This is a genomic window from Erythrobacter sp. (genome assembly GCA_019739335.1).
Lineage (GTDB): Bacteria > Pseudomonadota > Alphaproteobacteria > Sphingomonadales > Sphingomonadaceae > Alteraurantiacibacter.
In genome coordinates, this window is the sequence record CP073261.1 from 204,514 (window position 1) to 226,056 (window position 21,543).

Sequence of the window (21,543 nt, forward strand, 5' to 3'; positions counted from 1 at the left end):
TATGCGGTTCCAGCGGCTGGATCTCAATCTGCTGGTGGCGCTTGATGCGTTGCTGACTGAACAAAGCGTGTCGCTCGCGGCGGACCGGCTGTGCCTGTCGCAATCCGCCACTTCCAGCGCGCTCGCCCGCCTGCGCGAGTATTTCGAGGACGACCTGCTGGTGCTCAAGGGGCGGCAGATGGTGCTGACCAAGCGCGCCGAGGAACTGATCGATCCGACTCGCGCGGTGCTCGAACAGATTACCGCCACCATCGCTGTGAAGCCCGAATTCGATTACCGCACCAGCGACCGCCTGTTCCGTTTCATGGCGTCCGACTACACCACCGAAGTGCTGCTTGCCCCCGCCTTCCAGCGGTTTGCCGAGATCGCCCCGGAAATGCGCTTCGAAATCCAGCACATGTCGAGCGCGCCGGTCGAGGCGCTCGAACGCGGGATCGTCGATCTGCTGGTAACGGTCGATTTCGCCACTTCTTCGGATCACCCCAGCGAATTGATGTTCGTGGACGATTACGTGGTGGTGGGGGACCGCGACAACCCGGCCATGCAGGGCAAGATGTCGAGCGAGACCTATCTCTCGCTGCCCCACGTCACTGTCCGCTTCGGCAAGTCACGGATCCCGGCCTTCGATGACTGGTACATGCGGCGCAAGAAGCAGCAGCGGCGGATCGAAGTGGTCACGGCCAGCTTCGTCACCATGCCCGCGCTGATCGTCGGCACCGATCGCATCGCCACCATGCACCGCCGCCTCGCCGAGAAGCTGGGGCGGCGCTATCCGGTGGCCTTTGCCGAAGTGCCATTCGAGATCCCCCCGGTGCGCGAACTGGCACAGTGGGACATCGCGCACAACAACGATGCCGGACTGCGCTGGGTTGTGGAGGAATTGCGCAAGGTCGCGCGCGAGGAAGTGCCGGGACCGCTGGTTTCCGACGACAGCGAAGCGGATGGCGACAGCAAGATCGCGTTCCATTTCCGCGAGCAGCAGACGGGGCGGTAGCTCGTATTGCTCAGGTCCGGGAAAGCGACGCGACCGTTCTGAGCCATGTCGCACTCCGCATGACGGACGATCCGGGGGGCGAATTCGACAAGGTGATGAAGGCATGAAGATCTACGACGCCAACGACGGCGAGCTAATGAACGTCCGTGAGATCGTGCGCGACGGCAACGATCTGGTAATCCGCGGCAAGATCTTCGGCGCCATGCCGATGGTCGCGCGGCTGAAGCCGGAAGAAGCGCGCGCGGCGCTGAAACTGCTCGATGCGAAGACCATCTTCTTCCTGCTGACCCTGCTGTTCCGCAAGGGGAATTGACCTATCGCCCGGGTGGATAGCTGCTCTCCCACGATATGCGCTTAGCAATCCGGCCCGATGCCCTAGTCTGGACTGGCGCAATCGGGCGGATAGGGTTTGGCGATGAGTATTCTGGGCGTTGAAAGCGTGGTCTTCGGAGTGGCGGATCTGGCCGAGCATACGCGTTTCTGGACCGATTTCGGACTTTCGGCAGAGAGTTCGGACGAGAGCGAGACAGTCTTCCGCCTCCCTTCCGGCAGCCGGGTGATCCTCTACAAGCATGGCGATGCCCGCCTGCCCTCGCCCGATCCCTTTCCTGGTGATGGCATCAAGGAAACGGTGTGGGGCGTGGCCGATCAGGCCGCGCTCGATCGCTTTGCCGCCAGCCTTGCCACCGAAGTCACCGTGACGACAGCCACTGATGGCACCGTGCGCGCCACATGCCCCGACGGCCAGCCGATTGCGCTGCGTCTCTGGACCAAGCGCCCGTTCGTCTCTGAAACAAGCCCGGTCAACACCCCAACCAGCTATCCGCGCTTCAACCAGCACCGCATCTGGCGGCACAAGTGCATCCCCAAGACGATCAACCACGTGGTCTTCTTCAGCATCGACTATGTCGCCAGCTTCGAATTCTACGAACGCCACCTGGGCTTCCGCTACACCGACCATTCCAAAGGCACCGGCATCTTCGCCCGCGCGGACGGCACCTGGGAACACCACAGCATCTTTTGGGTGAACTGCGACCTGCCGATCGCGCCCGATCATTTCAGGTTCATGCACATTGCCTTCGGCTGCGACGATATCGACGAAGTGATGCTGGGGGCGAACATCATGGAAGCGCGGGGCTGGAAGAACACCTCGATGAATTCCAGCGGCGGCATTTCCCGCCACCGCGCCACCAGCGCGGTCTACTACTACTGCGACATTCCCGGCAAATCGGGCGAAGCCGAGTACCACGCCGACAGCGACTATCTGGACGACAACTGGGTGCCACGCGCGTGGGATTTCCGCTTCGGTTCGCTGCTGTGGAGCAACAACGCGCCCCCAATCTTCCGTGGCGACAACATCCCGTGGGACATGACCTTTGACCTGAACCGCGCCAGTTTCGAGCCTTACCGCAAGAGCAAGCCGGGTGCGTTGCCGGTGGAAGGCAAGCTGGCCGAACTGGCCGACGAGGACGAGCACGCGATCTGACGGCTCGAACCAGTGACAGCCATTGCCGGATCATGGCGCGGACTGTAGCTTGACAGCACCCCGTCTATCGGAGCCAGGCCATCGCACGCAAAACCATCGGTGAACTTACCTTCGCCATCGTCTATCCCCTGTATATCGCCAAGGTGGAACGCAAGGGCCGCAGCAAGGCGGAGGTGGACGCGGTGATATTCTGGCTGACCGGCTATGACGATGCTGGTCTAACCGACCAACTGACGCGCGAAACCACTTTCGCGCAGTTCTTCGCCGAAGCCCCGGCGATCAACCCCCGCACCAGCGGGATCAAGGGCCTGATCTGCGGCATCCGGGTGGAGGACATTGACGACCCCCTGACCCAGCAAGTCCGCTGGCTGGACAAGCTGGTGGACGAGGTGGCGAAAGGCAAGGCGATGGAGAAGGTGTTGCGGTAAAGCGCAATAGGCGCAATCGAGAAACCAAGGCCTTGCGCGGGTTCGGTTCCAGCGCGTTTCAACCCGCCCTTCTCTGCGCCTCGGCGGAGCACATCATTGCTATCCGGGGGCCAGGTCCTGCATGAACCGAGGCGCGGGCCCGCAGATAGGTTGCAGTGATATCGCCGGCCGCCATTGCGCGACCATAGCGGAACCCCTGTGCTTCACTGCATCCCAGATCCACCAGCGCGCGTTCCTGCCCCAGCGTTTCGACCCCCTCGGCGATCACCGTCAGCCCGAAGCTCTTCGCCATGGTCACCACGGCCTTGACGATGGCCGCATCGCCCGCTTTCCGGTCCACCCGCTCGACAAAGCTGCGATCGATCTTCAGCCGTGACAAAGGGTACTTCTGCAACAGGCTGAGCGAGGCAAAGCCGGTGCCGAAATCGTCAAAAGCGATGCTGACTCCCAGACATTTCAGTTTGCGCAGGGCGATGGTGGACTGCGCGCTGTGCCGCAGGACGGTGGTCTCCGTGATTTCCAGTTCAAGCTGGGCCGGATCGAGTCCATGCTTCTTCAATGCTCCAGATACGACTCCGAACAGGCGGCCGGAGCGCAACTGCGCGGCGAACAGATTGATACCGACCCGCAATGAACCGATGCCCCGCCGCTTCCAATCGGCTGCGGCAGCGCAGGCCCTGTCCACGATCCAGTCACCGACTTCTTCTGCTATCACACTGTCTTCAAGAACTTCGATGAAGGTACTCGGGGTAAGCAAACCATGTGTGGCATGGCGCCAACGCAGAAGCGCCTCGACCCCGCAGAGCGAATTGTCTTTTAGACTAACCTGCGGCTGGAACCAGAGTTCGAATTCGTTGTTGGCAAGCGCCTGGCGCAACTCGCAACTCAGCCGATGCCTGTGTTCGGCATTGCTTTGCATGGAGCGGGCAAAAAAGGTCCGCACCCCACCGCCTTCGTTCTTCGCACTGTAAAGTGCGAGATCCGCGCAGGAGAGGAGAGCTTCGACTTTCGATGCATCATGCGGCGACATGGCAATGCCGATGCTGGTCCCCACATAAACCGCCTTGCCCAACAGCTCGAAAGGGGTGCGCAAGCAAGCGAAAATGCGGTTGGCAATTTCGTTCGGCCGCAGCGGTTCGGCGCAACTGGTAAGCAGGATGGCAAATTCGTCACCGCCAAGGCGTGCCACGAAACCGGAGTCCCCCACGACTTCCGAGAGGCGTTTACCTACCGCCTTCAGCAGCGTGTCGCCTACCGTATGGCCAAGAGTGTCATTGACGTGCTTGAAACCATCAAGATCGAGCAGCAACAGCGAACAAGGCACGTTTTTCATTTCGGCAGCGAGCCGATTGTGAAGGGCATTGCGGTTTGGCAACGAGGTCAGCGTATCGCAATGGGCGAGGTGTTCCAGCCGCTTCTTGGCGGAGTGGCGATCGGCAATGTCGTGCAACAAGGCGCCGAACATAGGCGTGCCCCCTTCAAACCACATTGAAAGGGTGAGGTCGACAGGTATCTCGCTGCCATCGGCGTGCAGTGCGAGTATCTCGACCGAATGCCCTGCAAGGCGCGCGCGCCCGGATGCAACCGCCCGCGCGAAGCCGGCATCATGCGCGGCGCGCAAACGTGAAGGGATGATGATCGATAGCGGCTGGCCGATAACCTGCTCTGAGGTATGGCCGAAAAGATGCTCTGCTGCGCTATTCCAGGAAAGGATGCGATTATCTGCACCCGCACAGATGGCAGCCGTTCCCGAATTGGTCAGCATCATCTCATACTGCAACCGCGAAGGACCACGGCCGTCTGCGCCAGCGTCCAACTCTTTCCGATCCTGTGACCCGTCTATCATCCCTGGCTCCCCCATCGGCCCTAGCCAGGCGAAGGTTAATAGACTGAATTTGTCTTTGCAGGTGGTTTCCGTAGACGAGTCAGCCACTTGCACTTCTCAGGCCAAAGTGGGTCCTCGGGCTGGCTGGCCTGAAGTGCGTGCCTGCGGAATCTTTTGCGGATCAGCGAACGACACGAAAATGGGATTGGCTTCAGGCTAACGAATCTAGGCAAATCCCGACAGATCAGAGCTTATTGTTCGAAGGACTCCATCGCACGCTCAGTTCCACCCCCTGCCCTACCGGCAGCAGCACCGTTTGCACGTCGCCCTTCGCGCCGATTGCAGCGCGCAGGGCGCGGGCGTTGGGGCGGGCGGCCTTGGGTTCGACCATGTTGTCGGAGCACAACACGGCTTCTTCCGCCAGCTGCGGATAGACGGCCTCGAAACACGGCACGTAGAGGTCTTTCCAGATGTCGAGCAGCACGAAGTCCCACTCACCCTTGTCTGCCTCCAGCAACTCAAGCGCGTCGCCGCAGCGATAGTCCACCACATCGATCAGCCCCGCGCGGGTAAGAGCTTCGCGCGAATAGGCCTGCTTGTAATCGGCCAGTTCCATTGTCACCACCTGCGCGCCTATCGCGCGCGCGGCGTCGGCGAGGAACAGGGTGGAATAGCCGTAGGACGTGCCCAGTTCGAGAATGCGCTTGGGGCGGCGGGCCACGATCAGCGCGTGGAGCAGCCAGCCGACCTCCTCACCCACCGGCAGCAGGAATTCGTCGCGCCGGGCAAAGCCTGCCGGGCCGAGCGAGGCCATCAGCGCCTGATCGTGCGCGGCCCGAACGCGATAATCGGCGAAGACTGCCTGCACTTCGGGATCGCTGAACCTCATGGCTTGCTCGCCTCCAGCGCGTCCTGCGCCGCCTGCTCGCGGGCGAGTGCGCGCTGCAATTGCGGCAGCGCTTCGTTATCGCCGCGGTGGCGGGCGACGTTCTGCCATGGCGACAGGTCGAAGCCGCCGAATTCGGAATTGACGTAGGCCCACCACAGGTAGGTATCCACGATCGACCATGTCTCGCCAAACCACCAGCGACGTTCGCTGAGTTCCGCATCGAGCTGGTCGAGCAGGGCGGAGAACAGTTCGTTCCCCCGCTCGCGCACCGGGGCGGGATCGCCGGTGGTCCACATGAACGGCACTTTCACCGCGCGCACCGACGGGTGCCAGCCGGAGGAGACCCAGGCCAGCGCCGAAAGCTGCTGCGCTTCCTCCCACGCGCTCGCGGCGGGCGGGAACAGGCCTGCGTCGGGATAGGCGGAATGCAGCCAGCGCAGGATCGCGGCATTTTCCACCAGCGGCGCGCCATCGACCAGCAGGCAAGGCACCTTGCCGCCGGGGCTGATGGCGAGATATTCGGGCTTGCGACTGTCCCCCGCGCGGAAATCGATCAGCCGCTCGACATAGGGCTCGCCCACCGCCTCCAAAGCAGTCAGCGTTACACGTGTGCAGGCGGTATAGGCGTGGTGGAGGATCAGTTCATGCGGCATGGTTCAGCCGCTCCCGCGCGGCATTCTCCCGCGCCAGTGCGCGCTGGAAGGCGGGCCATGCTTCGACCCTCGCGCGGTGGGCCGCAAGGTTTTCCAGCCCGGAAAGATCGTATTCGCCCTGCTCCGCCGTCGTGTAATTCCAGTAGGCATAGACATCGATGATCGACCACGCTTCACCGAACCACCACGGCTGCGAGGCCACCCGCGCATCGAAAGCCTCGAAAAGCGGCTTAACCAGTTCCTTCCCCCGCGCCCGCACCGGCGCAGGATCATCGGTGGTCCAGCGGATCGGCATCATGTTCGCGCGCACCGCCGGGTGCCAGCCGGAGCTGATCCAGAACAGGTCCGAGAGGATCTGCGCCTCGTCCCAGCCGCTCGCCGCATCGGGGAACAGCTTCGCTTCAGGAAAGCTGCGGTGGAGATACCACTGGATCGCCGCGTTCTCCCCAAGCACTTCCCCATCCACCAGCAACGCCGGAATCTTCCCGCGCGGATTGACCGCACGGAAGGCGGGCGAATGCTGTTCGCCCTTCATCAGGTTCACCGGGTGATCGGCGTATTCCACCCCGCACTGCTCCAGCGCGGTCATGGTGACGCGCGAACAGGCACCGGGCAGGTGGTAGAGTGTATATTCAGGCAAGGGATTTCTCCTCCTTCAGCATCGCTTCGATCTTGCGCCGCGCGCGGGTGCCGCCCTGGTCCACGCCGAGCGAAAGCGGCTGCCCTGCCCAGAAATCGGCTGCCTCCATATTGGCGAAGGCGGCCTCGATGATCGGCTTGTCCTCCACGTTGAAGGCCTGATCGAACAGCTCTGTCAGGAAGGCATCGACGTGCGGATTGTCCACCTCGTTATGCCGCGCATTGGCGGTGAAGTAGTGGCAGGTGGTGGGGGTTTCCGGGGTGACGATATGCGCCTGCCCGCCCACCGCATAGCCCTGCTCGCGCGGAGCACCCGGCAGCGTCGCGCCGATGTCCAGCTTCATGCTGGCGGGCGCGTTCCAGCGCATGTCGAGCCAGTGGTCGGTCAATTGCCCTTCGGCATAGGGGGGGCGGCAAGCGCTTGGCGCGGGGACATCCTCCATCCACCAGTTCGAATGCAGGGTCTCGCCCTCGTCGATAACTTCGTGGCGTCCAGCAAAGATCACCCCGTCCCCGGCAAAGGTGCCGCGATGGACGAATTCGATGTGCGACAGGTCCATCAGGTTGTCGGTGCAGAATTCGTAGGGCGCCTTCACATGGGTATAGCCGCGCAGGACCTTGCGCCCCGGCTGGTCGCGCACCACGGCAAAATCGGGGATGGCGGCATGGTCCGCAGCCTCGCGATCCCCGCCCCACAGCCACACGATCCCGTCGCGTTCGACACAGGCCCAATTGTCCACTCTCGCGGCGGCGGGAATGCGTTCGGCGAATGGATTGCGCACGCAGGCGCCAGCCGCATCGAAAGTCAGCCCGTGATAGGGGCAGACGAGGCTATCGCCGTCGCGCTCCCCCCGGCTAAGCGGGGCGAAGCGGTGCGGGCAGCGGTCGAGCAGCGCCGTAACCGACCCGTCGGCGAGCCGGTAAAGCACCGTCGGCCTGTCAGCGATGCGGCGGGCGAGCAGGTCGCCCTCGCGGAGTTCCTCCGACCAGCCCGCCATGTACCAGCAATTGCGCGGAAACTCCCCCATGCCTCGCTCTCCTTATTCGTCGAAAATCGCGACGGCCCGCGTCCAGCCCGCGCTTGCGCCCTTGATCTTGTGCGGGAAGCACGAAATCGTGAAGCCGGTGCCGGGCAGCACTTCGAGATTGTGCATCTTCTCGATATGGCAGTAACCGATGTCGACGCCCGCGCGGTGGCCTTCCCAGATCAGCTTGGCATTGCCGGTTTCGGCCACCTTGGCCTTGGTGTGAACGAAAGGCGCATCCCAGCTCCAGGCGTCGATCCCGGTCACCCGCACTCCGCGTTCGAGCAGGTACATCGTCCCCTCGTAACCCACCCCCGCGCCGCGGCTGACGTACTTCGGATCGCGGTTCTTCAGCGCCATGCCCGCCGAGGTATTGACCACCACGATATCGAGCGGCTTCAGGTCATGCCCGATCCGGTCGAGCTCTTCCTCGATATCCTTGGCGGTGATCAGATAGCCGTCTTCCCTGGCGGTGAAATCCAGCTTCACGCCGGGGTTCATGAACCATTCCAAGGGCATTTCATCGATCGTCTGCGACGGGCGGCTGCCGCCTTCGAGCTTGGCATCCTGCGTCGGGTGATAGTGCCATGGGGCATCGACGTGCGTGCCCGAATGGGTCGTGAGCCGCACCCATTCGGCGGCGGCGAAAGGTTCGCCGCCGTAGATTTCGTCAATCGGCGCACCGGGAAAGAACTTCTCCAGTTCGTGCCGGGTATCGGCGTGAACTTCGTATTCGATCTTCGGCGCAAGGAACGGCGGATCGCTGATGACATCGTTTTCAAGCGTCATCGAAAGGTCGACAAAACGGCGGGGCATTGCTCTTCTCCTACTCAGCGGTCCAGCCGCCATCTATTACCATACTTGTTCCGGTCATCAGCGCACTGGCATCGCTGGCGAGAAAAACCACTGCGCCCATCAGGTCCTCCACCTGGCCGAGCCTGCCCAACTTGATTTTCGATAGCACGCTGGCGAGGAATTCGGCGTTCTCGAAATAGGGCTTGGTCAGCGGGGTTTCGATGAAGGTGGGGGCAATGGTGTTGGAGCGGATGCCGTGCGGCGCGAGGTCGAGCGCCAGCGCCTTGTTCATCCCTTCGAGCGCCCATTTGCTGGCGCAGTAGAGGCTGCGGTTCGGCCCGCCGACGTGCCCCATCTGGCTGCCCATGTGGATCAGCGAACCCTTCTCGCCAACCTCGATCAGCCGCCGCGCGCAGGCCTGCGCGACGAAGAAGGCGCTCTTGAGATTGAGATCGAGCACCGCGTCGAAATCGTCTTCCTCCACCTGCCACATCGGCATCGGGCGGTTGGTCCCGGCGTTGTTGACGAGAATGTGGAAGGGATCGTGATGCGCAAAGAACTGCCGCACATCGGCAAGGTCGGAAACGTCAAGGGTGGCGTATTCTGCGCCGTTCCCAATGGCTTTCGCGGCTGCGGCAATCTCGCTCTCGCTGCGCGCGACCAGCGTCACCTGTGCGCCGTATTCGGCCAGCGCGGCGGCGGCGGCGAGACCGATCCCCCGCCCCGCGCCGGTCACCAGCGCGCGCTTGCCCTCGAGCCGGAAGGACGGGGTGATAGGGATCACTCCTCCCCTCCCGCTTGCGGGAGGGGCTGGGGTTGGGCCTGAAACGCAATGCCGCCCCCGGACAGGCCCACCCCTAACCCCTCCCGCCAGCGGGAGGGAGACTGGACTGCCCCTCGCCTCACGCCCCCATCCTCACGCCATCGTCTCCCGGCTCGGCTCCACCGCACCGGCATAAGGCACATTCCGCCCGCCATAGCGCCGCACGCGGATGTTTGCCTGTTCACCGTGGCCGGCAAAGCCTTCCATCGCGCACAAGCGGCTGCAATATTCGCCGATTAGCGTAGTCGCCTTATCGGTCAGCACGTTATGGTAGGTGCAGGTCTTGAGGAACTTGCCCACCCACAGCCCGCCGGTATAGCGCGCGCTCTTCTTGGTCGGCAGCGTGTGGTTGGTGCCGATCACCTTGTCACCGTAAGCCACATTGGTGCGCGGCCCCAAGAACATGGCGCCATAATTGGTCATGTTCTTCAGGAAGTAGCCGGGATCGGCGGTCATCACCTGCACGTGTTCGTTGGCGTAATCGTCCGCCACCGCGACCATTTCCTCGTAACTTTCGCAGACCACCACTTCGCCGAAATTCTCCCAGGCGGGGCGAGCATAATCGGCAGTGGGCAGGATCGCGAGCAGCCGTTCGACTTCGCGCATGGTATCGCGCGCCAGCTTTTCCGAATTGGTGATCAGGATCGCGGGGCTTTCCGGCCCGTGTTCGGCCTGCCCCAGCAGGTCGGTGGCGCAGAGTTCGCCGTCCACGGTCTCGTCGGCGATCACCATCGTCTCGGTCGGCCCGGCGAACAGGTCGATCCCCACCCGGCCGAACAACTGCCGCTTGGCTTCGGCGACGAAGGCATTGCCCGGCCCCACCAGCATGTCCACCGCGCCGATGCTCTGTGTGCCCAGCGCCATCGCCCCGATCGCCTGGATGCCGCCGAGCGCATAGATCGCGTCGGCCCCGGCCATCGCCTGCGCGGCGACGATCTTGTCGGCGGGCTTGCCGTCGAACGGCGGGGCACAGGTGATGACGCGCGCCACGCCCGCCACCTTGGCGGTGATGACGCTCATATGCGCCGAGGCGAGCAGCGGATACTTGCCGCCGGGGACGTAGCAGCCCGCCGCGTTCACCGGGATATGCTTGTGGCCGAGCACCACGCCGGGCAGCGTCTCGACCTCGACATCGGTCATGCTGGCGCGCTGGATCTGCGCAAACCCACGCACCTGCGCCTGCGCGAATTCGATATCCTTGCGCTCCTGTGCGGTCAGCCGGGCGACGCAATTGTCGATCTCGGCCTGGGTCAGGCGATAGTCCTCGCGGTCCCAGCCATCGAACTTCACGCTCATCTCGCGCACCGCCGCGTCGCCGCGCGCTTCGATATCGGCCAGTGCCGCCTCGACAATATCGCGCACCTTGCGGTCCGCGTCGCGCTTCGCTTCGGCACTGGTGCCGCGCTTGAGCCAGATGGCCATTGTATCTCTCGATCCCCGCGTGATTGGTAGGCGGCAAATGCCCCAAGCCCTTACGGCGGACCAACGCATGTTATCGATGGCTTGCTATCGGTTGAATGCCATTGTTGCCTTGCGCTGGCGCGGTTAGCTGCGCACCATCGATAATTGAGGGAGGAATTCACATGCGTCTTGCTACGCTGATCGACGGCACGCCCGATGGGCGACTGGTGGTAGTGTCACCGGAGGGCACCCATTGCGCCACAGCGCCGGTCAAGACCTTGCAGCAGGCGCTCGAACAATGGGACGCAGTGGAGCCGCAGTTGCGCGCCATTTCCGCCTTTCCCGATACGCTCGACATGGCGCAGGTCACCGCTCCGCTGCCGCGCGCCTGGCAATGGCTCGACGGTTCGGTCTATGCCAGCCACGGCGCGCTGATGGACAAGGTGATCGGGATCGACAAGCCGCCGGTGGAATGGCCGCTGATGTACCAGGGCGTGTCCAGCAAGTTCTACGGCCCCGGCGAAGACGTGGTGATGGCTGACGAGGCGCTGGGAATCGATTTCGAAGGCGAGTTCGGGATCATCACCACGCAGGTGCCGATGGGCACCTCTGCCGCCGATGCGCCCCGCCACATCGCGCTGGTGGTGCAGATCAACGACTGGAGCCTGCGCGCGCTGGCGGGGCCGGAAATGAAGACCGGGTTCGGCTGGATCCAGGCCAAGCCGCCGTGCTCCATGGCGCCGTTTGCGGTGACACCGGACGAGCTTGGCGATGGCTGGGAGGATTGCCAGCCCAACATGCACCTGACTGTGCACTGGAACGACGCGCAATTCGGCAATGCCCACGGCAAGGCGATGGGCCACGCCTTCGACGCGCTGATCGCCCACGCCGCGCGCACCCGCGAGCTGGTGGCGGGAACGGTGATCGGGTCGGGCACGGTCTCGAACGAGAATTTCCGCGAAGTCGGCTCTTCCTGCATCGCCGAACGGCGGGGGATCGAGATTGTCGACCAGGGCGCAGCGAAGACCGAATTCATGCGCTATGGTGACCGGGTGCGGATGGAAGCGCGTACCGCAGACGGCCGCACGCCGTTCGGCGCGATCGACCAGCAGGTGGTGCGCCCGTGAGCGATCCGGTGCTGCCGCCGATCCAGCGGGTCGTCACCGGGCACAATGCCGATGGCCGCGCCTGCTTCGTTTCGGAGGATGTGGAGGAGCCGCAGCCTGTTCCGACCGGCGATGCGAATTTCCTGCTGCTGTGGACCACCGAGACGGTCCCCGCCGACAACAACGACCCGACCGACGGACGCGAACGCGATGTCGGGACCACTTTGAAGGGCGGCAGCGCCTTTCGCATCGTCGATATGCTTCCCGGCGGCGAGAGCCCGTTCCACCGCACCAACTCCATCGACTACGGCATCGTGCTCGAAGGCGAGATCGAGCTGGAGCTGGAGGACGGGCGCAAGACCACCGTCGGCAAGCACGGCGTAATCGTGCAGCGCGGGACGAACCATTTGTGGCGCAATACTACCGACGCAGTGTGCCGGATCGCCTTCATCCTGATCGAGGCTCCGGCCTATCTGCACGAGGGGCAGCCGCTGGCTGAGTACAAGCCCGAAGCGGTGGATGAGCGGTATGACGGGGTGCGGATATCATGATTTCTTGTCACCCCGGACTCGGTCCGGGGTCTCGCTTTTCTTCCCGCAGCAGCAGGGAGCGGGACCCCGGCTCGGGGGCCGGGGTGACGAAGGCGGGGCACTTGGGATGACCGAAGCGACAGCACCAGCCTATCCGCCCCGTGCCAAGGCCTGGGGTTCCGCCGTCATCGTCTTCCTGCTCACTGCCATCGCGCTGGCGGACCGGATGGCGATTTCGATGCTGATCGGCCCCATCAAGGCCGAATTCGGGCTCGGCGATTTTCAGGCCAGCCTGCTGATCGGCTTCGCTTTTACGCTGTTCTACGTGATCTTCCTGCTGCCTATCGGCGCAGCGGCGGACAAGTACAGCCGCGCCAGGGTACTGGGGGTGTGCCTGTTCGTCTGGTCAATCACCACCGTCGCCTGCGGCTTTGCCACCGGGTTCATCAGCCTGTTCGTGCTGCGGATGCTGATGGGCGCTGGCGAAGCGGGGATCGGGCCGTGTTCGCACGGCATCATCGGCGCGAGCTTCCCTCGGCATGAATTGTCCAAGCCGCTTGCCCTCCAAGGGATCGGCTTCCAGGTCGGCCCCGCAATCGGGGTGGCAGCGGCAGGTGGAATCCTCGGCGCAGGCGCTGCTGGTGCGTTCGAGGGGATCCCGTTGCTACAGGACCTAGCCCCGTGGCGGGTTGCCTTCATCCTGATCGGGCTACCCGGACTACTGGCCTTGGCACTGATCCCGCTGCTGCACGATCCTGATCGCGCTCGCCAGACCAGCGCAGCCACCACCGCCGCGCCCAAGGTGCCGATCATGCCGTTCCTGCGCCAGCACCGCGTGCTAATGACGCTGATGTTCTTCGGGTCCGGCATTTCCGCAATGTCGGCCGGCGTGTTGACGGGCTGGGTGCCCGAATACCTCCAGCGCTCGTTGGGCGTATCTCCGGTGGAAGCTGGGTCTATGCTGGGCCTCATCATGCTCAGCACCGCCCTTCTGGGCCAGGGAACCTACGCCGCGATAGTCGACTGGCTCGCTGCGCGCGGGGTACTTGATGCGCCCTTGCGGATCGGCATTCTGCCCACGGCGCTTTCCGTCCCGCTCGCATGGATCGCCTTCAGCGCCGAGAGCACCGACAGCTTCTACCTGCTGCTGTTCGCCTTTGCGCTGGTGAGCGCGCCGTTCAACGCCATCAACAACACCGTGGCCCAGATGATCGCCCCGCCCGCCTTGAGGAGCCGCATCTCGGCGCTGCTGATCTTCTCGATCAGCATCATCGGCTTTGCCATCGGCCCGTCGCTGGTGGGGGCACTGAGCGAATATGTGCTGGGCGAGGAGCGGCTGGGCGAAGCCATGCGCATGGTGGCGACCGGAGCGATGGCGGTGACAACGGTGCTGTTCTTCCTCGCCCGCAATCACCTGCTTCGCACGATGCAGGCAAAGGCGGCAGCCGAGGCATGACCTCGCCTTTCGACCTTACCGGCAAGCGCGCCATTGTCACCGGCTCGACGCGCGGGATCGGGCGGGCGATTGCGGAAGCCTTCGTCGCCGCCGGGGCGCGGGTGGTGATTTCCAGCGAAGATGAGGGCGAAACGAAGGCCGTGGCGGCGGAACTGGGCCAGCCGGGGCTTCCTGCCGATGTCGCTGATGACACCGCGCTCGCCGCGCTGGTGGATGGCGCACTGGCCTTGCTCGGCGGCTTCGACCTTCTCGTCTGCAACGCGGGTATCACCGGCAAGCATGGCCCCTTCGCCGATGTCGAAATGGACGATTACGACCGGGTGATGGCGGTCAACCTGCGTAGCCAGGTGGTGCTGTGCAATCTGGCCCTGCCGCATATTGCGGCTGCGGGCGGGGGCGCGGTGGTGCTGCTCAGCAGCATTTCCGCACTGCGCGGAAACGGCGCGATCAATGCCTATGCACTGTCGAAGGCCGGGGTCTCGCAACTCGCCCGCAATCTGGCGGTCGAATGGGGGCCGCGCAATGTTCGGGTCAACGCGATCGCGCCCGGTTTCATAAGCACCGATCTGGCCCTGCCGCTGCTCGAGAATCCGGGCTTCATGGCCCGCCGCATGGCCATGACCCCGCTGCGCCGCCCCGGCCAGCCCGAGGAAGTAGCCGGAGCCGCGCAGTTCCTCGCCAGCCAGGCGGGCGCTTTCGTCACCGGGCAGACGCTGGTGGTGGATGGCGGGACACTGATTACCGACGGGAGCTGAGTTTCCGTCACCAGGGATGGAGCCTTTGGATTCCATGCTATCGATGGAATGGGCTTCATTGCTGCGATCACTCCGACTAATTGCGGGGCACAAGGAGAACCACATGAGCCGTGTTACCGATGTCCGTTATGTCGGCTATGCCGTGCCCGATCTGGCGGCAGAGCGGGCCTTTTACCTCGATACCTGGAAGCTGAAGCTGATCGCCGAGGACAACGGGCTGACCTATTTCGCCACCGAGGGGCATGACGAACTCTACGTCGTGCGCCTGCGGCAGAGCGATGTCCGCAGCGTGGACGTGGTGGCACTGGCGGCGGACAATCGCGCCGATGTCGATGCGCTGCACGATCAGGTGGTGGCTTCGGGGTGCCAGATCATCTTCGCCCCGCGCGAGTTGGAGACTTTCGGCGGCGGGTATGGCTTCCGATTCTTCAACCCGGACGGGATCGAGATGGAAATTTCCAGCGATGTCGCGCGCGGCACGGCCCGCGCGCTGGAGCCGCGCGAGGCGGTGCCGGAAAAGATCAGCCACGTGGTGTTCCATTCGCCGCAGCACAAGGAAATCACCCAGTGGTTTATCGACGTGCTCGGCTTCCGCCTCTCCGACTGGATCGGCGATTTCATGAGCCTGATTCGCTGCAATTCGGCGCACCACCGGATCGCTTTCCTCCCCGGCCCGGCCTGCCTCAACCACATCGCGTATGACATGCCCGATGTGAACGAGATGATGCGCGGACTGAAGCGCCTGCGCCGCGAGGGGTTCGATACCGTCTGGGGTCCCGGTCGGCACACTGCTGGGGACAATACCTTCGCCTATTTCATTACGCCCGCAGGCTTCGCGGTCGAATACACCTCCGAACTCGAAGAAATCGACGAGGCAAGCTGGGAACCGCGCACCTTCGCCCCCGCGCCAGATGTGATGGACCAGTGGGGCATCGGCACCGGCGGCCCGCAGACCATGCCCAAGCCCGCACCCGACGCCGGGCTGTTCCAGCCATCAGGAGTATAGAATTTGGCGCTGTTCGAACCCTTCCCCAATTACGTCTGGAACCTCTCGGTTTCGATTGCCGTCGAGAATGGCGGCAAGATCGGCGAGATCGTCGACATCATCGAGGAACTGAAAAGCAAGGCCGAGGCTGGCGAGGACGCCGGGACCGAGGATTTCATGCGCGCTTGGGTGGGCATGGCCGACAAGCTCGTCGGGCTGGGGGAAGAGGACCTTGCGCTTGGGCGCGAATTCTCTGCCGGGGCCAAGTTCAAGCGCGCATCAATCTACTACATGACCGGCGAGCGGATGCAGGCGCACGGGTCACCGGGGCGGATGGAGACTTTTCGCAAGGGCATCGATAATTTCCGGCGCGGGGCGCAGATGGCGGGTGATCCCGTCACCCGCGTCACTACCGAGTACGAGGGCAAGGAAATCGCCGGGCTATTCCACAGGGCCCCGGTCGACGGCCCGGCGCCTTGCGTGGTCTATTGCAATGGTCTCGATTCGATGAAGGAAATGCTGTGGATGGGGGGCTTCCCCTACGCCATGGCCAAGCGCGGCGTGCACACCCTGTGCGTCGACCAGCCCGGCACCGGAGAGGCACTGCGGTTGCAAGGCCTGCTGGCCACCCCACATTCGGAAAAGTGGGCGAGCAAGTGGGTCGACTGGCTGGAAACGCAGGACTGCGTGAAGGCCGACGCCATCGGGATGACCGGCATTTCGCTCGGTGGCCATTTTGCCCCGCGCGCGGTCGCCTATGAACCGCGCTTCGCCTCTGGCGCGGCTTGGGGGGCGAACCACAACTGGCACGAAGTGCAGTACAAGCGGATGAAGCGTGAAGGCGAAAACCCCGTGCCGCACTATTGGGGCCACGTGTTCTGGGTGTTCGGCGCCAGCGACATGGACGATTTCCTCGTCAAGACGAAGGACATGGACCTGAACGGCCACATGGACCGGATCAAGGTGCCGTTCCTCGTCACCCACGGGGTGCAGGACCGGCAGATTTCCCCCGACTACGCCAACCAGACTTACGACCAGTTGGTCAATTCGCCGCGCAGGGAACTCAAATGGTTCACTCCGCGCGAAGGCGGGGTCGAGCATGTCGGCGCGGATAACCACGCCTTTGCCATTGACTACATCGCCGACTGGTTTGCGGAAACCTTGGGCGGAAAGACGAAGACCTGATGGCTCTTCCCAATCGCCCGCCACCGCGCGAGCTCACCGTTCTGGCCAAGCATCACGTCACCCCGAACCTGCTGCGCATCACACTCGGCGGGGAGGGGATGGCGGACTATCCGGCGGACAGTGCGGGCGGCTATGTCAAGCTGCGGCTGGCGGCGGACGGCGGGCTGGCAGTGCGCACCTACACCATCCGCGCCCAGCGCGCCGAAGCGCTCGATGTCGACTTCGCGCTGCATGCGGAAACTGCCACCGGCCACGCTGGCCCTGCCACCGAATGGGCGCTGACGGTCCAGCCGGGGGACACGATCGAGGCAGGCGGCCCCGGCCCTGCCAAGCAGCTGCCGCCCGGGCACGACCACTACCTGATCGCCGGGGACATGACCGCCCTGCCCGCCATCGCCGTCAATCTCGCCGCCCTGCCTGCCGATGCGCGCGGGTTGGCAGTGATCGAGGTGATGGACGCCGCTGACGCGCAGGACCTGCCCCGCCCCGCAGGCATCGAACTGCAATGGCTGGTGGTGCCGCAACCCGGATCGCAGCCCCAAGCCCTCGCCAATGCGCTGCGTGCCGCCGCTTGGCCCGAAGGCGGTATATATGCCTGGTGCGCCAGCGAATTCGGAGCGATGCAGGCGCTGCGTGCATACCTGCGCGACGAGCGCGGACTGGGACCGGACCGGCTGTACATCTCGTCCTACTGGAAGTGCGGTCTGACCGAGGAAGACCACAAGCGCATCAAGCGCGAGGATGCCGAGACGAACACCGCCTGACGCGCAGAGTCAGTAGCGATCGGAGAAGTAAGGTCGATTGTCTTGCCGGTAACTCCCCAGAGGATAAGGCAACATTTGCGCGTTCCACGCGTCCCATTGCGCACGAAGTCGCTGGAATGTCTCGGGTTCGGCATCCATGCGATTGGCCCGCTCGCGCGGGTCGAGCGCAAGGTTGAACAGGTGCTGTTCGTCGCCGGTGGCCAGGTATTTCCAGTCGCCGCTGCGCACCGCGGCCATGCCACCGTTCGAAGCCATCCGCCAGAACAGCGTACGTTCCACCGGCACCGCACCGTCAATCAATTGTGGCCCGATATCGATGCCGTCGTAAGTATTCGCCGGAAGCGAACCGCCAGCCAGCGCGGCGAAAGTGGGCAGGAAATCCATGGAAATCGCCACCTGCTCGCTGCGCGTACCGGCAGCAATCCGCGCAGGCCATTGCGCCAGCAGCGGCACCCGGATGCCGCCTTCGAGCAGTTCGCCTTTCATGCCTGCGAACGGCCAGGTGTCGCTGAACCGCTCGCCGCCGTTGTCGCTGGTGAAGACGATCAGTGTGTTGTCCAGCTCGCCAATTTCACGCAGCGCCGCCAGAACCTTGCCGACATTGTCGTCCAATGCCGCAACCATGTTGGCATAGGTTTCCAGCGAACCCCCATCAAAATGCATGAAGTTTCCGAGAGTTCGCGCCACCTCCTCATCCTCGCGCCCTTCCCACGGCCAGTGCGGCGCGGTGAAGTGGAGCGAGAGGAACAGCGGGCCGGACTTCTCACGGATCACCCGCACCGCCTCGTCCCCGAACAGGTCGGTCAGGTAGCCCGCGCGCTCGATCTCCGCATCGCCCTGCATCAGCCCGACACCGACGTCGCGACCGCCCACCACTGCGTGGTGGCGGAAATAGTCCGCCCCGCCGGGCACGATGCCGAAGAAGTGATCGTAGCCATGCGTCAGCGGGTTGTGCAGCGGCGGATTGCCAAGGTGCCACTTGCCCACCAGCGCGGTCTGGTAGCCGAGGCCGCGCAACACTTCGGGCATGGTCGTCCAGTCATGCGGCACGCCAATGTCCTGCGGAGATCCGGGGCCGATGGGTTCCTCCAGTCCGGCGGCAAAGCGGTACTGATAGCAGCCGGTCAGCAGGCCTGTGCGCGTGGGCGAACAGATCGAGCTGTTGGCATACCCCTGAGTGAAGAACCGTCCGTTCGCGGCCAAGGAATCAATGTGCGGTGTGCGATTCATCCGCGACCCGGTGCAGCCGAGATCGGCGTAACCGAGATCGTCGGCCATGATGAACACGATATTGGGAAGATTGGTGGAAGTCGCGCGAAGCGGCTGAGGCAAGGCTGCCAGCGCAGTACAGGCCGATGCGGAAGCCAGAAGCGTGCGGCGATCGATCATAGTTGTACTCCATTCACCACGAAGGCGGCAGCGAGAGAAGCGTTGCCCGCCCTTTCGCCACCACCAGGAATCATTCGGCACTAGAACTGGAAGCTACCCGTAATGCCCACGGCACGCGCTGTCCGGTTGGCGCCCGGCCACCCGCGCAGGCCTCCGTCCCTGCTTCCGGCAAAGACGCTTGGCAGATAGCTGACCGGTTCGCGCTGAGCGGTGAGATTGCGGGCGAATACCGAAAGTGTCCATCCCCGATCGATATCGCGAATGCCCGCACCCACGTTGATCAACTCGCCAGCGGGAAACACGTACTGGTCGCCACCATAATTCCCGATACGGGTATCGCTCTTGTAGACCAGATTCCCGTTCAGAAATCCTTCGGTTTCGCCGAACAGCGGGAAGCTGTATTCGCCAGAAAGAACAATTTTGTGCTTTGGAGCGTTCGAAAGTTGTTCCCCGCCGACCTCGACTCCATCGTCGCCGAGGAAACTGTCCGGGTAGGTCGCACTGTTGAATTGGTAACCGATACTCAGGAATAGACTGTCACTGACTTGACCGGACAAGTCGAGTTCCAGACCATATGATTCAACGGCAGGGATGTTCGAGGCGACCGAAATGAGCTGCCCTGCAACCAAGGCCGATGTCTGTGACTGATAGTTCTCCAGCTCAGTGTAGAACAGGTTTCCGGAGAGAAGCATCCGTCCGAGAGCCAGGCGCCCACCCAGCTCGAATGCAGTTGACGTTTCGGGGTCCAGGAAAATCGGTTGGAGATTCCCCGGCACCAGGGCCACCGCAGGTGGCTTGTATCCCCGCGCGGCCGAGCTGTAGAAACTCAGGTCCGGCGTCGGCTCGTAGCTGATACCGATGCGCCCGGAAATGTCCTCGTCGTTTGTATTGCCGACGACATCGGCGACCAGTTGATCGAAAGCGACGCCGAAATAATTTTCGACATTATTGTAGCGCAAGCCCCCGAACAGCGAAACCTGATCGCCCAGTTCTACCGTGGCATCGGCAAAAAGAGCCCAAACCTGAGTTTCGTTCTCTTCGAACTCGAACCGTACCGTGGGATTACCTAAGCCGTAGACGAACGGGGTACAGCCGTAGAAGCCTGCAATCGGACCGCCGGGAATTGCGAAATTGCCCGCGTAGGGGCAAACGCTGAAGCCGATGCGATCACCCGGAGTGGTCTGGTTGAACGGTCCATCGATCGATGGGGAGGTATCGGCGGAAAAATCCTGATAGAAACCGCCAAAGATGACGTCGAAACTGTCGCCAACGTAGGAGAAGCGCAGTTCCTGGCTGAACTGCTTTCCATCGGCATTGATATTTTCCCGATTGGCGGAGGGGACCCCCACCAGCCTGGTAAAATCGACCGAATCCGTCCGGAAGTCGCGCGCCCGGTAGGCAGTAACCGAGGTTATCGACAGTTCGTCGGTCAACTCGTGCTCGACGTTCAGCGATATGCCGTATGCGGCTTTGGCCTGATATCCCGGGAATTCGGAGCAGTACTCCTCAAGCCGGGGCGAAGGTGTAACGCCGCAGGCCGTCAGCAGGGCAGCAGCTCCGCTGGGAGGAGCCACCGGATAGGCCTGGAACGTCCACGCATCATCGATACGGTTCACATACTCGGCGTTGAGACGCACTTCGGTGCGATCACCCAGCAACATCAGCAGCTTGGCACGCACGCCGAAATCGGTGATTTCGTTGTCCTCACCCGTGAAGGTATTCCGTTGCAAGCCGGTTTCCCGCTGAAACTGCGATGCAATCCGCAACCCCACATTATCGCTCAGCGGCAAGTTAAGCCCGGCGCGCAGGATCAGGTTCCCGAATTCCGAACCGGCAGTTCCCTTGTCAGCGAACTCAAACCCGCCGTTGATGCTGATTTCAGTCAAACTGGGCTCGACTGTCTGGATCTTGATCACCCCGGCGGACGCTCCTTGGCCGAACAGCGTCCCCTGCGGTCCGCGCAGAACCTCGACCTGCGCCAGGTCGTACAGGAGAGGGAACGAGAGGTTTCCGACGGAAACATCGTCGATGATGAAGGCGACCGATGGGGCAACGCTGGTATTGAAGACGCCGGTTCCCAATCCGCGAAGCCGTGCGCCCCCGTTGGACTCACCGCCTGATGTCTGGCTGATTTCGAGGGCGGGAGTGAGCCGCTGAAGGTCGTCGAGATTGCTGACCTGCGCACGCTCCAGTTGCTCTTGCGTCGCCACGCTGACGGGAACCGGAACGTCCAGAAGACTTTCGTCGCGGCGACGTGCGGTGACGAAGATCGTACCTTCTGCTTCCTCTTCCTGTGCAGCCTGTCCGGCATCCTGTGCATAGGCGGTCGGCGCGATGGCAAAGGCCGATCCGGCCAGCGCCGAACACAGCAGACTCACTCTCATTGCGGAAAAACGCATATCAGAAACTCCCTCA

21 protein-coding genes are annotated in these 21,543 nt (G+C 63.2%); 11 read left to right on the forward strand and 10 right to left on the reverse strand.

Annotated elements, in window-relative coordinates:
* Nucleotide 1 precedes the first annotated feature (1 nt).
* The 4 genes from JY451_01040 (at nt 2) to JY451_01055 (ending at nt 2,908) form a co-directional block, all read left to right on the forward strand.
* Nucleotides 2–994 carry a LysR family transcriptional regulator gene (locus tag JY451_01040; protein QZH75250.1) on the forward strand — a complete coding sequence of 331 codons (993 nt, stop codon included), beginning with the start codon at nt 2–4 and terminating at the stop codon, nt 992–994.
* Nucleotides 995–1,097: 103 nt separating this feature from the next.
* Nucleotides 1,098–1,307, forward strand: coding sequence for a hypothetical protein (locus JY451_01045; protein QZH75251.1), 210 nt, complete (start codon nt 1,098–1,100; stop codon nt 1,305–1,307).
* Between the two features lie 102 nt (nt 1,308–1,409).
* Nucleotides 1,410–2,480, forward strand: a complete 1,071-nt coding sequence (locus JY451_01050; protein ID QZH75252.1) for a VOC family protein — start codon at nt 1,410–1,412, stop codon at nt 2,478–2,480.
* A gap of 80 nt (nt 2,481–2,560) precedes the next feature.
* Nucleotides 2,561–2,908 carry a DUF2200 domain-containing protein gene (locus JY451_01055; protein QZH76484.1) on the forward strand — a complete coding sequence of 116 codons (348 nt, stop codon included), beginning with the start codon at nt 2,561–2,563 and terminating at the stop codon, nt 2,906–2,908.
* Between the two features lie 58 nt (nt 2,909–2,966).
* On the opposite strand, the gene JY451_01060 is transcribed toward JY451_01055, so the two are convergent.
* The 8 genes from JY451_01060 to hisD form a co-directional block, all read right to left on the reverse strand.
* On the reverse strand, nt 2,967–4,676 hold the full coding sequence (locus JY451_01060; GenBank protein ID QZH75253.1) for an EAL domain-containing protein: 1,710 nt from the start codon (nt 4,674–4,676) through the stop codon (nt 2,967–2,969).
* Between the two features lie 301 nt (nt 4,677–4,977).
* Nucleotides 4,978–5,622, reverse strand: a complete 645-nt coding sequence (locus JY451_01065; GenBank protein QZH75254.1) for a class I SAM-dependent methyltransferase — start codon at nt 5,620–5,622, stop codon at nt 4,978–4,980.
* Nucleotides 5,619–6,275, reverse strand: a complete 657-nt coding sequence (locus JY451_01070) for a glutathione S-transferase family protein (GenBank protein ID QZH75255.1) — start codon at nt 6,273–6,275, stop codon at nt 5,619–5,621. The genes JY451_01065 and JY451_01070 overlap by 4 nt, the downstream gene beginning before the upstream one ends.
* The gene (locus JY451_01075) at nt 6,265–6,915 is read right to left on the reverse strand and encodes a glutathione S-transferase family protein (GenBank protein QZH75256.1); all 651 of its coding nucleotides are present in this window, start codon (nt 6,913–6,915) and stop codon (nt 6,265–6,267) included. The genes JY451_01070 and JY451_01075 overlap by 11 nt, the downstream gene beginning before the upstream one ends.
* Entirely contained in the window at nt 6,908–7,942 is a 1,035-nt protein-coding gene (locus JY451_01080; GenBank protein ID QZH75257.1) for an aromatic ring-hydroxylating dioxygenase subunit alpha, read from the reverse strand. Before JY451_01080 ends, JY451_01075 begins: the two co-directional genes overlap by 8 nt.
* 12 nt (nt 7,943–7,954) lie before the next feature.
* Nucleotides 7,955–8,755, reverse strand: a complete 801-nt coding sequence (locus JY451_01085) for a cyclase family protein (protein QZH75258.1) — start codon at nt 8,753–8,755, stop codon at nt 7,955–7,957.
* A gap of 10 nt (nt 8,756–8,765) precedes the next feature.
* Nucleotides 8,766–9,518, reverse strand: a complete 753-nt coding sequence (locus tag JY451_01090; protein ID QZH75259.1) for an SDR family oxidoreductase — start codon at nt 9,516–9,518, stop codon at nt 8,766–8,768.
* A 132-nt stretch (nt 9,519–9,650) separates the two neighbouring features.
* Nucleotides 9,651–10,979, reverse strand: a complete 1,329-nt coding sequence (hisD, locus tag JY451_01095; protein ID QZH75260.1) for a histidinol dehydrogenase — start codon at nt 10,977–10,979, stop codon at nt 9,651–9,653.
* A 161-nt stretch (nt 10,980–11,140) separates the two neighbouring features.
* On the opposite strand from hisD, the gene JY451_01100 reads away from it, so the two are divergent.
* The 7 genes from JY451_01100 (at nt 11,141) to JY451_01130 (ending at nt 17,739) form a co-directional block, all read left to right on the forward strand.
* A complete protein-coding gene (locus tag JY451_01100) occupies nt 11,141–12,085 on the forward strand; it encodes a fumarylacetoacetate hydrolase family protein (protein ID QZH75261.1) in 945 nt (314 codons plus the stop codon).
* On the forward strand, nt 12,082–12,615 hold the full coding sequence (locus tag JY451_01105; protein QZH75262.1) for a cupin domain-containing protein: 534 nt from the start codon (nt 12,082–12,084) through the stop codon (nt 12,613–12,615). Before JY451_01100 ends, JY451_01105 begins: the two co-directional genes overlap by 4 nt.
* A gap of 106 nt (nt 12,616–12,721) precedes the next feature.
* A complete protein-coding gene (locus JY451_01110) occupies nt 12,722–14,050 on the forward strand; it encodes an MFS transporter (GenBank protein ID QZH75263.1) in 1,329 nt (442 codons plus the stop codon).
* The gene (locus JY451_01115) at nt 14,047–14,805 is read left to right on the forward strand and encodes an SDR family oxidoreductase (protein ID QZH75264.1); all 759 of its coding nucleotides are present in this window, start codon (nt 14,047–14,049) and stop codon (nt 14,803–14,805) included. The genes JY451_01110 and JY451_01115 overlap by 4 nt, the downstream gene beginning before the upstream one ends.
* Before the next feature lie 103 nt (nt 14,806–14,908).
* The gene (locus JY451_01120; protein QZH75265.1) at nt 14,909–15,811 is read left to right on the forward strand and encodes a VOC family protein; all 903 of its coding nucleotides are present in this window, start codon (nt 14,909–14,911) and stop codon (nt 15,809–15,811) included.
* Between the two features lie 3 nt (nt 15,812–15,814).
* Nucleotides 15,815–16,975 (forward strand): alpha/beta hydrolase, encoded by a 1,161-nt coding sequence (locus JY451_01125; GenBank protein ID QZH75266.1) that lies wholly within the window; start codon nt 15,815–15,817, stop codon nt 16,973–16,975.
* On the forward strand, nt 16,975–17,739 hold the full coding sequence (locus JY451_01130) for a siderophore-interacting protein (protein ID QZH75267.1): 765 nt from the start codon (nt 16,975–16,977) through the stop codon (nt 17,737–17,739). Before JY451_01125 ends, JY451_01130 begins: the two co-directional genes overlap by 1 nt.
* A gap of 9 nt (nt 17,740–17,748) precedes the next feature.
* Here the strand turns inward: JY451_01130 and JY451_01135 are convergent, their stop codons facing one another.
* Nucleotides 17,749–19,128 carry a sulfatase-like hydrolase/transferase gene (locus tag JY451_01135; GenBank protein ID QZH75268.1) on the reverse strand — a complete coding sequence of 460 codons (1,380 nt, stop codon included), beginning with the start codon at nt 19,126–19,128 and terminating at the stop codon, nt 17,749–17,751.
* An 80-nt stretch (nt 19,129–19,208) separates the two neighbouring features.
* Complete coding sequence (locus JY451_01140) at nt 19,209–21,527, reverse strand: TonB-dependent receptor (GenBank protein QZH75269.1); 2,319 nt, start codon at nt 21,525–21,527, stop codon at nt 19,209–19,211.
* Nucleotides 21,528–21,543 lie beyond the last annotated feature (16 nt).

Bases quoted from the DNA above. Each gene is read 5' to 3' on its own strand.
- JY451_01100 (QZH75261.1), top strand. From the start codon at position 11,141: ATGCGTCTTGCTACGCTGATCGACGGCACGCCCGATGGGCGACTGGTG.
- JY451_01080 (QZH75257.1), bottom strand. From the start codon at position 7,942: ATGGGGGAGTTTCCGCGCAATTGCTGGTACATGGCGGGCTGGTCGGAG.
- JY451_01045 (QZH75251.1), top strand. From the start codon at position 1,098: ATGAAGATCTACGACGCCAACGACGGCGAGCTAATGAACGTCCGTGAG.
- JY451_01065 (QZH75254.1), bottom strand. From the start codon at position 5,622: ATGAGGTTCAGCGATCCCGAAGTGCAGGCAGTCTTCGCCGATTATCGC.
- JY451_01085 (QZH75258.1), bottom strand. From the start codon at position 8,755: ATGCCCCGCCGTTTTGTCGACCTTTCGATGACGCTTGAAAACGATGTC.
- JY451_01120 (QZH75265.1), top strand. From the start codon at position 14,909: ATGAGCCGTGTTACCGATGTCCGTTATGTCGGCTATGCCGTGCCCGAT.
- JY451_01110 (QZH75263.1), top strand. From the start codon at position 12,722: ATGACCGAAGCGACAGCACCAGCCTATCCGCCCCGTGCCAAGGCCTGG.
- JY451_01040 (QZH75250.1), top strand. From the start codon at position 2: ATGCGGTTCCAGCGGCTGGATCTCAATCTGCTGGTGGCGCTTGATGCG.
- JY451_01135 (QZH75268.1), bottom strand. From the start codon at position 19,128: ATGATCGATCGCCGCACGCTTCTGGCTTCCGCATCGGCCTGTACTGCG.
- JY451_01130 (QZH75267.1), top strand. From the start codon at position 16,975: ATGGCTCTTCCCAATCGCCCGCCACCGCGCGAGCTCACCGTTCTGGCC.
- JY451_01115 (QZH75264.1), top strand. From the start codon at position 14,047: ATGACCTCGCCTTTCGACCTTACCGGCAAGCGCGCCATTGTCACCGGC.
- JY451_01050 (QZH75252.1), top strand. From the start codon at position 1,410: ATGAGTATTCTGGGCGTTGAAAGCGTGGTCTTCGGAGTGGCGGATCTG.
- hisD (QZH75260.1), bottom strand. From the start codon at position 10,979: ATGGCCATCTGGCTCAAGCGCGGCACCAGTGCCGAAGCGAAGCGCGAC.
- JY451_01060 (QZH75253.1), bottom strand. From the start codon at position 4,676: ATGATGCTGACCAATTCGGGAACGGCTGCCATCTGTGCGGGTGCAGAT.
- JY451_01140 (QZH75269.1), bottom strand. From the start codon at position 21,527: ATGCGTTTTTCCGCAATGAGAGTGAGTCTGCTGTGTTCGGCGCTGGCC.
- JY451_01070 (QZH75255.1), bottom strand. From the start codon at position 6,275: ATGCCGCATGAACTGATCCTCCACCACGCCTATACCGCCTGCACACGT.